The sequence below is a fragment of the Flavobacterium sp. FG68 genome, assembly GCF_057808895.1.
The window spans coordinates 25,787-37,220 of record NZ_JBMDIY010000013.1; the positions used below are offsets into that span (position 1 = coordinate 25,787).

Consider the following 11,434-nt stretch of genomic DNA (forward strand, 5'->3'; position numbering starts at 1 on the left):
AACCATAACAACTGAATTAAATTAATTTATAATACAAAACATATATGGCATTTTCAAGTTTATTCCGAAAGAAAACAGTACAGGATATTCTGAAGCAAGTTGCTCAGAATGAATCAGATGGTCATAATGCGCTAGGGAAACATTTGACGACCAAAGATTTAACTGCTTTTGGAATAGCGGCTATTGTTGGAGCGGGAATTTTTAGTACAATTGGAAAAGCCAGTGCAGATGGCGGACCAGCTGTTATTTTCTTGTTCTTATTTACGGCTTTGGCTTGTAGTTTTGCTGCTTTTGCTTACGCCGAATTTGCTTCGATGGTTCCGGTTTCAGGAAGTGCTTACACCTATTCTTATGTTGCTTTTGGAGAAATTATTGCCTGGATTATTGGCTGGGCATTGATTATGGAATATGCCGTAGGAAATATAACGGTCGCCATATCGTGGAGTGATTATTTTACGGGACTGCTCCAGAGCGGTGGAATTCATTTACCACAATGGATTCAAATGGATTATTTAACCGCTTCAAACGGTTATAATGACGCCGAAGCTTTAATGCGCGGTGGAAAATCTTTCGAAAATTTAAGTGTCGCTTTACAGCAAGCACACACAGCATGGACAACTGCGCCAACTATTGGATCTTTTCATTTCGTTACCGATATACCTGCATTATTCATTATCATTTTGATTACAGCTTTGGTTTACAGAGGAATGAAAGAATCTCGTAATGCGAGTAACTTAATGGTTGTGGTAAAACTTTGTGTGGTACTTTTAGTAATTGCTGTTGGAGTATTTTATGTAGATACAGCAAACTGGGACCCGTTTGCTCCAAATGGAGTTGGAGGAGTTTTAAAAGGAGTTTCTGCTGTTTTCTTCGCTTATATTGGTTTTGACGCTATTTCGACAACTGCCGAAGAATGTAAAAATCCACAGCGCGATTTACCACGCGGAATGATGTGGGCAATTATCATTTGTACGATTTTATATATTGCTATTGCCTTGGTTTTAACCGGAATGGTAAAATATCACGAATTAAATGTTGGAGATCCTCTTGCATTTGTTTTCGATAAATTAGACTTAAAATGGATGTCGGGAATTATTGCCGTAAGTGCAGTAGTGGCGATGGCGAGCGTTTTATTGGTTTTCCAAATGGGACAGCCACGTATCTGGATGAGTATGAGCCGTGATGGTTTATTACCAAAGAAATTTTCTACCGTTCACCCAAGATTCAAAACCCCATCATTTGCTACAATCGTAACAGGTTTTGTAGTAGCGATTCCGGCTTTATTTTTGAATTTGACAATGGTAACTGATTTATGCAGTATCGGAACTTTATTTGCTTTTGTATTGGTTTGTGCGGGAGTTTTGGTACTACAAAACAAACCTGAAATTCCAAGAGGAAAATTCAAAACGCCTTATGTAAATTCAAAATATATTTTACCGGTTTTAATGATTGCGGGATTGTATTACGCTTTTACTTTCAATAATAAAGCTACAATGGCTTTTATCAATAATGAACCGCAAATTTATGATGCGACTTCAATCGTAACATCTTTAGATAAATCAGAATCTGAAAAAGTTTTCAAATATTTAGAAAGCATCGAAGTAAACAATAAAACTGCCGAAACTTCAGATTTAGAACATTTATTAGGACAATATCAAGACGACGATGCAAAATATGCTGAGGTTGTAAAAGGTTTACCAATTGCAGATTCTGCTAAATATGAATCAGGATTTAGTTTATTCAAACACAAAATCCCTATGTGGATATTCTTATTTGTTTTAGTTGGATTAGCCGTTTGGGCTTTCAGAAGAAACTTGTCTTTAATTCCACTTTTAGGATTAATCTGCTGTCTTTACATGATGGCCGAATTAAGCGTTTGGAACTGGATTTACTTTACAGTTTGGTTGCTAATTGGACTGTTTATTTACTTTACGTATAGTAGAAAAAACAGTAAACTTAATATAGTGAAGATATAAGTTAAGAGTTATAAATTATAAATGAAAAGCCGTTTTTAAAATTATTTAAAAACGGCTTTTTTGAGTTTTTTTGTCATTTCGACGAAGGAGAAATCTCCGCAAGTAACTCCCTAACGAGAATCCAATCTTTGTAGAGCTTCTCGCGGAGATTTCTCCTTCGTCGAAATGACAAACAAGAGTTGTTAAACCTGTAAAACCCGTGGGCTAGATAATTCTAAAATCCCAAGCTCAACCATACACTGTTTCATCATTTCATAAGTACGATCAATATCATTATCCAAACCAATAGAAAAACGAATCAAACCATCCGTTAGTCCCATTTCTTTTTGTTCTTCTAACGGAATTTCACTCGAAGTTGAGGTTCCCGGCGCACTAAATAACGTTTTGTAAAAACCTAAACTTACCGCCAAATAACCCAAATTTCTAGCTTGCATCAACTCCATTAATTCATTGGCTTTTTCCAAAGTACCAACATCAATCGTCATCATTCCCCCAAAACCATATTCCGGATTAATCATTGTTTTATACAATTCATGGCTCGGGTGACTTTTTAATCCTGGATAAACCGTTTTTAAACCGTCTTTTTCAAATTGATCCGCCAGAAAATGCGCGTTGTGACTGTGCTGTTTAATTCTAATATGAAGTGTACGAAGATTTTTCATTACAGAAGCAGAACGTAAACTATCCATTGTAGGTCCCAAAAGCATACTTGCGCCAGAGTTTACATTTTTTAACGAATTAATAAATTCTTTCGACGCACAAGTTACACCGCCAACCGTATCGCTGCTTCCGTTAATGTATTTCGTCAAACTATGAATAACGATATCAGCACCCAATTTAGCAGGAGAAACAGATAATGGCGAAAACGTATTATCGACAACCAATTTCAAATTATGCTTTTTAGCAATTTTAGCCAAACCAGCAATATCAGCAACTTCTAATAACGGATTACTAACCGTTTCGCAATACAAAACTTTTGTATTTGGCGTAATCGCAGCTTCTACAATATCCAGTTTGGTAATATCAACAAAGCTAGTTTCAATCCCGAATCTTGGTGTAAAGTTTTTCAGGAAAGCATAAGTTCCGCCATAAATAGTTCGGCTTGAAACAATGTGATCGCCCGCACCGCAAAGCTGTAATAGGGTAGGCGTAATCGCTCCCATTCCAGAAGCCGAAACGTTTGCTGTTTCTGTTCCTTCCATCGCTGCCAAAGCCTGATCCAAATACAAATTACTTGGCGAAGAATGGCGGGAATACAAATAACAGCCTTCCATATTTCCTTCGAAAGTATCAAACATAGTTTTAGCCGAAAGAAAAGTATAAGTCGAAGAATCAGAAATCGACGGATTCACACCGCCAAATTCACCAAAGTACTGCAAATCCTGAATTTTATCTGCTGGGTTAAAGTTTTTCATATAGTTAGTTTTTGTTTTGTTTCAAGTTTCAGGTTTCAAGTTCCAACAACCTGAAACTTGAAACATGAAACATTTTTTTTAGGAGCTATTCCAGCTTTACGTTTCAAGTCCTCGTAAAAAAGTCAAAGTTTCTAATGTTCTAAAAAGAGCTTCCGTTGGTCGCTTTTTTAAAACAAGAAACTTGTGCCTTTTTTCCTCCGGGCTTTCCACTTCAATCTGGGCTAGGACTCTCGTTTTCAAAAGAAATTCTAGTCAAAGTAAATTGTAATTAGAAAATTAATCAAGTATGTAGTTATTAATTAGATTTTAAATCTATTAAAATGCGTTTATAATGATTTTTAATCTAAATTTGATTTATAAATCATAATTAAATAGATTTTCTTTCATTTCAGTAACTATGAGGATCAGATTGCTTCGTTCCTCGCAATGATACAAACATGACTTTAGACGAAATCGATAAAAAACTCCTGGTTTTACTTCAAACCGACAGTAAAAAAACAAACAAAGAATTATCCTTAAAACTCAATCTTTCGGTAACTGCAGTTTACGAACGAATCAAAAAACTTGAACGAGAAGGCATAATTAAAAACTACGCTGCTTTAGTCGATAAATCAAAAATTGAAAAAGGTTTTGTGGTTTTTTGCCATTTAAAATTAATTCAGCATACTAAAGAATTCCTAACCAAATTTGAAAGCGAAGTCATCAAGTTAAATGAGGTTTTAGAATGCCATCATGTAAGTGGCGATTATGATTATATTTTAAAAGTCTTAGTAAAAGATATGGAAGCTTACAGGGAATTTTTAGTAACCAAACTCACAAGTTTGCAACATATTGGAAGTACACAAAGTATGTTTATGATTAGTGAGGTCAAGAACTCTACGGTGATTTCTTTTTAAGAGGCACAAAGGTTCAGAGTGACAAAGGTTCAAAGGTTTCTTTAAAGGGGCTGAGGTTCTGAGTTGCTAAGGTTCTACGTTTTTATTTTAATTGCCTCCAGCTTTAGCTGGAGGGATGAAATTTAATAGAAAAGGGCTTTAGCCAAATCTACTACAGTTTGGCTAAAGCCCTTTTCAATTTTTACAATTTATCATCCAGCTAAAGCTGGACGCTATTAATTCAATATCAGACATAAAAAACTTTGCGACTCTGCGTCTTTGCGAGACTAAAAAAATAAAAACTTTGCGAACCTTTGCGTAAATCTTAGCGCTCTTTGCGGTAAAACTTCTCCACAAAATTTCACGCAAAAAACATTGAAAATTAAACTTCAAACAGAACTTTATTCCTTAATTTTGTAACCGCTAAAATAAAAACAAAATACTATGAGTTCATTTGACGTAGTCATTATAGGTTCAGGTCCTGGCGGATATGTATCAGCAATTCGTTGCGCACAATTAGGTTTCAAAACTGCAATTGTAGAAAAATATAATTCATTAGGCGGAACTTGCCTTAACGTAGGTTGTATTCCTTCAAAAGCATTATTATCTTCTTCTCATCATTATGCTGAAATTGCTCATTTTGCAGATCACGGAATCGAAGTTTCTGGAGATGTAAAAATCAATTTAGAGAAAATGATCGCGCGCAAACAAGCCGTTGTAGATCAAACCGTAGGTGGAATCAACTACCTAATGGATAAAAATAAAATTACTGTTTTCAATGGTTTAGGTTCTTTCGTAGACGCAACACACATTGCAGTTGCAAAAGCTGACGGAACATCGGAAACTATTGAAGCAAAATATACTGTAATCGCTACAGGATCAAAACCATCTTCTTTACCATTCATTAAAATTGATAAAGAAAGAATCATTACTTCTACTGAAGCTTTAGCTTTAAAAGAAGTTCCAAAACACTTAGTAATTATTGGTGGAGGAGTTATCGGAATCGAGCTTGGACAAGTTTATCTTCGTTTAGGAGCTCAGGTTTCTGTAGTGGAATTCATGGACAGAATCATTCCTGGAATGGACGGTTCTCTTTCAAAAGAATTAACTAAAGTATTGAAAAAACAAGGAATGAAATTCTACGTTTCTCACAAAGTAAAATCAGTAGAAAGAAACGGCGACGCTGTTACCGTTCAGGCTGAAAATGCAAAAGGAGAAACAATTACTCTTGAAGGAGATTATTCATTAGTTTCTGTTGGTCGTCGTCCTTACACAGACGGATTAAACGCTGACAAAGCCGGAGTTAAAATTTCAGACAGAGGACAAGTTGAAGTAAACGATCATTTACAAACTAATGTTCCAAATATTTATGCAATTGGTGATGTTGTTCGTGGAGCAATGTTGGCACACAAAGCGGAAGAGGAAGGAACAATGGTTGCTGAAATCTTAGCAGGTCAAAAACCACATATCGATTATAACTTAATTCCTGGTGTAGTTTACACTTGGCCAGAGGTTGCTGCAGTTGGACAAACTGAAGAGCAATTGAAAGCTGCAGGAATTGCTTATAAATCTGGAAGTTTCCCTTTCAAAGCGTTAGGACGTGCAAGAGCAAGTGCTGACTTAGACGGATTCGTAAAAATCCTTGCTGACGAAAAAACAGATGAGGTTTTGGGAGTTCACATGATTGGAGCGCGTACAGCTGATTTAATTGCTGAAGCGGTTACTGCAATGGAATTTAAAGCTTCTGCTGAAGATATTTCAAGAATGAGCCATGCGCATCCAACTTTCGCGGAAGCGGTAAAAGAAGCAGCATTGGCAGCTACTGAAAATAGAGCTATACACGTATAATTTTTTACGTAAATCATATTTTAAACCCGTCTCGTTTTTTAACGAGACGGGTTTTTATTTGGGTTTAAATTTTAGCCTGAAAAAATATAAACTTCAAGAAAAATTTTGTAAATTAGATGTGTAATTCAGATGGTATCTTTATGATAATAAAAAGATTACATCATGAAAAACAAATATATTGCTCCGGTACTATTAGGAGCAGGAATTGCATTCGTTCTTTATTCTTGTGGTTCGACTATTCCTAAAAAAGCGGCTGCTGTTACCAATTTTGATAAGGCAAAGTATTTAGGGAAATGGTTTGAAATTGCACGATTAGATTACAAATGGGAAAGAAACTTAGATAATGTTACCGCCGAATATTCTCTTAACGATAACGGTACCATTAGAGTCGATAATAAGGGCTATGATGTCAAAAAAGACAGATGGGAACAGAGCATCGGGAAAGCCAAGTTTGTCAAAAAAGACAATGTTGGTATGCTCAAGGTCTCATTTTTTGGTCCTTTTTATTCAGGATACAATATTATTGCAGTAGACAGCGATTACAAATATGCACTTGTCGCAGGCGAGAGCCTAAAATACATGTGGATACTTTCCAGAGAAACTACAATGCCAGAAAGCATTAAGGCAGATTTTTTGATCAAAGCCCAGGAAATAGGATATAACATATCTGACTTGGTTTGGGTAAACCACGATAAATCCAATTAAATAAAAAACCCGGCATTTTAAATGTCGGGTTTTATTTGTTTTATACTTTACAAAATCAAGGTGTAAATACAGTTTTATAATTATCCCAATATCTGTAAATCAAAAATAAATTAGCCAGAAAAAGCAAGGCAGCAATTGGCAGGCCTTCAGGAGCTAAAAAATAATTGATAAATAAGATGTTGATCGTAATTGGTAAAATCAAAATATTTGCCAAGGTCACAAAACGACCTGTTACAAATGAAAGACCACAAAGCAATTCAACTGTTTTTGCAAGGGGAAGCAAATAAGTTGAAGCAACTAAACCCATATTAAAAGCCTTAAAATTTCCTGTTGTTTCTGGTTCCGGCGCAAGTTTAAAAAAGAACGAAATAGAAGCAAACAGCAAAAGAAGGCCGATTAAAACGCGGACAATAATAGTAGCAATTTTCATAATACTTAGAATTTGAATAGGTTAAAAATGATATAATTAGTGTGCTGATAATTCAAATCAATATTCTTCAAATAAAACGCTGAAATCTATTTTAAGCTTTGTTTTATTGAGAATTTAACAATCAATAATATTCTATTTTGGGATTAGTTTAATGCTATATCAAATATAATGAATTTTTTATTATGAAATTGTTGTTTTATTAACACTTTTCTTATTTTTTATAATATTTTTTATAAAGAAAGAATCCGCTGATTATCAGTAATATAATTGGCCAAAGATTAACAAAGAATACTAATATTGCCTGCAAAATATACCATCCGCTTTTTAAAGCATCAATAATTTGAATACCTAAATTAGGCTTATAAGCAGCACTATCTTTTTCACCCGCCATTATTTCTTGTTTGATGGTTTCGTTTTGATAAAGCTGTAAAGTAATGGTGCTGAAATTAATTTGATCCTGCATCGATAAATTCTCAATAATGCGATCATCGTTTTCTTCTTTTTGATTAGCCAGCGTATTTTCAGCATCTATAATATCATTTATTTTTTTGCCTTTAGAATCAATTGCTTTTTCGACTCTTTTTTCGTTTACAACGCCTCTTTTTTGTGAAAGCTGATTAGCAAGTAATTTTATAGAAACATCATCGGCCTTTATGATTCTGTAATCTAAAAAGGCAATTTGTTTGGCAATAGTCTTAATTATAGTATCGAGCTTTGTATTAGGAACGCGAATGGTAATATTATTTTCTACAGAATATTTAGTGGTTTCAAGTGTACTATCCTGACTGATTTTAGTTTTAATCTGATCGTGAATGTTGCTTTGTAAATTGGTATAAGTAACAAAACCTCCAAATTTTTGAACAGCGTTTTCAATTGCATAAGTAGATTTGACGACGTTTTTAACTTTGAATTTAATATCAGCAGTTCGAATAAATTTCTGTTTGCTGTCTTTTTGTTCTACGGCAGCAGAAGATGAAATAGCAGTAGTATCTGCGGCCATTTTAGCATCTGCTAATTCCCCAGAATCGTAATCTGCTTTTTTGCAGGAAAATAATAAAGTAATAATAGTTAAGGCGGTCAAACCTAATTTTGCAGTTGTTTTCATAAAGGTTTAAAAATTTGATTAATAAATAAAATAATGGGCTGATATTAATTCGGTTGATTTGTTAAAAACGTTTGAGAATTAATATAAAAGCGATGTACTAAAAAGTGTGCCAATAATTTTTATGGAATCTTTTATCGAAGGTCTTTTTTTGTTGTAATTTTGAAATTTAAAAATCCATTCATTTTTGAGAGTTTCTATTACCAAGCCTATTTCAAACCCAGAGCAGTTTAAACAACAGCTTTTAACCTGGGCACAGCAATTTCGTGAAGTCATTTTTTTAGACAGTAATTCTTATCCGCAGCAATATTCAAGTTTTGATTGTTTACTGGCTGTTGATGCTTTTACCTCATTAAAAACTGATTTTCACAACGCTTTTGATGACTTAAAACAATACCAGCAAACCACAAAAGACTGGCTGTTTGGCTATTTATCTTATGATTTAAAAAATGATACTGAAGACTTAAAATCAAATAATTTTGACGGATTAGAATTTCCGGATTTGTTCTTTTTTCAACCCAAAAAAATATTTGTATTGAAAGGAAATCAGCTTGAAATACAATATTTAATGCTTTGTGATGATGAGGTTGAAGATGATTTTAATGAGATTGCAACTAGCCATTTCAAACCGTTTGTCACACTGAGCGAAGTCGAAGTGAAGCAGCGTATTTCTAAAGAATTATATATCGAAAAAGTAACTAAAATGCTCGAACATATTCATAAAGGCGATATGTATGAAGCAAACTTTTGTATGGAATTTTTTGCCGAGAATGCTGTAATTAATCCGTTAGAAAAATTTGAGAAGCTGAATGAAATTTCACAAGCACCATTTTCAGTTTTCTTTAAAAATTACAAACAATATTTACTTTCTGCTTCACCAGAACGTTATCTTAAAAAAGTAGGAGATAAAATTATTTCTCAGCCTATAAAAGGAACTTCAAAACGATTTTCAGATTCGGCAGAAGATCAAAAATCAAAAGAATTCCTTGAATCTGACGCAAAAGAACGTGCTGAAAATATCATGATTACAGATTTGGTCCGCAATGATTTATCGCATACGGCACAAAAAGGCTCTGTTGAGGTTGAAGAACTCTGCAAAATCTATTCTTTCCTTCAGGTTCATCAAATGATTTCGACCGTAACATCAAAATTAGATCCTCAATATTCTCCGTTAGATGTTTTGAAAACAACTTTCCCAATGGGAAGTATGACGGGAGCGCCAAAAATTTCGGTTATGAAAATTATCGAAAGCCTGGAAGAAACCAAACGCGGACTTTACAGCGGTGCCGTTGGTTATTTTACCCCCGAAGGTGATTTTGATTTCAATGTCGTTATTCGTAGTATTTTATACAATCAGGAAAAACAATACGCCTCATTTTCGGTAGGAAGCGCCATAACATCTCTTTCAATTCCCAAAAAAGAATACGAAGAATGTCTGCTAAAAGCTAAAGCAATGCACGAAGTTTTGCGGTAAAGTTGGTTTGCCACGAATTGCACGAATTTCCACTAATTTTTTTCTTCAATTTGATGTGAAAAGTATAGCCACAGATTAAAAGGATTAAAAGGATTTTTTTTGTTTCACGCAGATTTTGCAGATTTAACTTACAGTTTAGAAATAAATCATTTTAATCCTTTAAATCTGTGGCAAAAAAATAATTCGTGAAAATTAGTGTAATTCGTGGCAAACAAAAAAATCACTGCTTAACATTTCATTTAAAAATAGATAAAATTTAATTTGTTACTTTTATCAAATGCTTTCAAAATTCCAAAACCATATCAAATCCAGATTTCCATTTTTAGCCGGGAAAAAGCTCTTTCTCGCTGTCAGCGGGGGCTTAGACAGTATGGTTTTATTGCATTTACTAAAACAATTACCGTATAAAATTGCCGTTTTACATTGTAATTTCCAGCTTCGCGGCTTAGAAAGTTTCGGTGATCAGAATTTTATTCAGGAATATTGCGACCAAAATAACATTCCTGTTTTTATAACGCAGTTTGATACTGAGGCTTTTGCAAAAGATTATAAACTTTCGACTCAGGTTGCGGCGCGAGAACTTCGTTACAGCTGGTTTTATGAACTTCTGGAAGAAAAAAACTTCGATTATATCTTAACAGCGCATCATGCTGATGATAACTTGGAAACCTTTATTATCAATTTAACCCGTGGAACAGGATTAGAAGGATTAACCGGAATTCCGGAAGAAAACGATAAAATAATACGTCCGCTTCTGCCATTTTCAAGAGAAGAAATTCTGAAATATGCCGAAGAAAACAATATCAAATGGAGAGAAGACAGCAGCAATGCTTCAAATAAATATTTGCGAAATAAAATTCGTCACGATTTAGTTCCCATTCTAAAAGAAATCAATCCCAATTTTTTAAACGCATTTCAAAAAACACAATCGTATTTGCAGGAATCACATGTTATGGTTGAAGATGCGTCAATTATGATTTATCAGCAAGTTGCAAAAGAAGCTGGCGACGATATTCATTTCGATTTGAATCAATTGAAAAAACTTCCCAATTATAAATCGTATTTATACCAATGGCTGAATGAATTTGGTTTTTCGGCGTGGAATGATATTTACGATTTAGTTGAAGGGCAATCCGGAAAACAAGTTCTTTCAGATGAATTTCGATTATTGAAAAACAGAGAAACTTTGATTTTAAGCCCGGTTTCAGAAATATCAGAAAAAGAAGAATTTAAAATTGCTGCAAACGATACAGAAGTTAATTTTCCCTTAAAATTGAAGCTTTGTCAGGTAGACGACATTACAATAGATTCAAATAAAGCTATCTTTGTGGACGCCGAAAAAATCCGGTTTCCTTTGATTTTACGTAGATGGAATGAGGGAGATGTTTTTCAGCCTTTTGGAATGCATGGAAAATCTAAAAAAGTAAGCAAGCTTTTTAAAGACGAAAAATTATCGCTGATCGAAAAGGAAAAAACATGGATTTTAGCATCTGATAATCAAATTGTTTGGATTGTTGGAATTCGGCAAGATGAACGTTTTAAAATAAAAAACACCACAAATAAAATACTTAAAATAGAATTGCAATAATGAACTTTAATCAAAACCATC

At 34.1% G+C, this 11,434-nt stretch carries 9 protein-coding genes; 6 read left to right on the forward strand and 3 right to left on the reverse strand.

Annotation, left to right across the window (positions count from 1 at the left end):
• The first annotated feature begins 44 nt into the window (after window positions 1–44).
• Complete coding sequence (locus ACODSB_RS10065; protein ID WP_488936927.1) at window positions 45–1,976, forward strand: amino acid permease; 1,932 nt, start codon at window positions 45–47, stop codon at window positions 1,974–1,976.
• Between the two features lie 182 nt (window positions 1,977–2,158).
• Here ACODSB_RS10065 and ACODSB_RS10070 read toward each other — a convergent pair whose 3' ends face one another.
• A complete protein-coding gene (locus ACODSB_RS10070) occupies window positions 2,159–3,391 on the reverse strand; it encodes an aminotransferase class I/II-fold pyridoxal phosphate-dependent enzyme (RefSeq protein ID WP_488936928.1) in 1,233 nt (410 codons plus the stop codon).
• A gap of 437 nt (window positions 3,392–3,828) precedes the next feature.
• Here ACODSB_RS10070 and ACODSB_RS10075 point away from each other — a divergent pair, with 437 nt between their 5' ends.
• The 3 genes from ACODSB_RS10075 (at window position 3,829) to ACODSB_RS10085 (ending at window position 6,819) form a co-directional block, all read left to right on the forward strand.
• Window positions 3,829–4,287: an Lrp/AsnC family transcriptional regulator gene (locus ACODSB_RS10075; RefSeq protein ID WP_053471104.1), complete on the forward strand. Its 459-nt coding sequence runs from the start codon at window positions 3,829–3,831 to the stop codon at window positions 4,285–4,287.
• A gap of 423 nt (window positions 4,288–4,710) precedes the next feature.
• Complete coding sequence (gene lpdA, locus ACODSB_RS10080; protein WP_488936929.1) at window positions 4,711–6,114, forward strand: dihydrolipoyl dehydrogenase; 1,404 nt, start codon at window positions 4,711–4,713, stop codon at window positions 6,112–6,114.
• 162 nt (window positions 6,115–6,276) lie between these two features.
• Entirely contained in the window at window positions 6,277–6,819 is a 543-nt protein-coding gene (locus tag ACODSB_RS10085; protein ID WP_488936930.1) for a lipocalin family protein, read from the forward strand.
• 55 nt (window positions 6,820–6,874) lie between these two features.
• Here the strand turns inward: ACODSB_RS10085 and ACODSB_RS10090 are convergent, their stop codons facing one another.
• Window positions 6,875–7,249 carry a DoxX family membrane protein gene (locus ACODSB_RS10090; RefSeq protein ID WP_053471099.1) on the reverse strand — a complete coding sequence of 125 codons (375 nt, stop codon included), beginning with the start codon at window positions 7,247–7,249 and terminating at the stop codon, window positions 6,875–6,877.
• A 211-nt stretch (window positions 7,250–7,460) separates the two neighbouring features.
• Window positions 7,461–8,354 (reverse strand): DUF4349 domain-containing protein, encoded by an 894-nt coding sequence (locus ACODSB_RS10095; RefSeq protein ID WP_488936931.1) that lies wholly within the window; start codon window positions 8,352–8,354, stop codon window positions 7,461–7,463.
• A 184-nt stretch (window positions 8,355–8,538) separates the two neighbouring features.
• Here ACODSB_RS10095 and ACODSB_RS10100 point away from each other — a divergent pair, with 184 nt between their 5' ends.
• On the forward strand, window positions 8,539–9,825 hold the full coding sequence (locus ACODSB_RS10100; RefSeq protein WP_488936932.1) for an anthranilate synthase component I family protein: 1,287 nt from the start codon (window positions 8,539–8,541) through the stop codon (window positions 9,823–9,825).
• A 277-nt stretch (window positions 9,826–10,102) separates the two neighbouring features.
• Window positions 10,103–11,413, forward strand: a complete 1,311-nt coding sequence (gene tilS, locus ACODSB_RS10105) for a tRNA lysidine(34) synthetase TilS (RefSeq protein ID WP_488936933.1) — start codon at window positions 10,103–10,105, stop codon at window positions 11,411–11,413.
• Window positions 11,414–11,434: the final 21 nt, after the last annotated feature.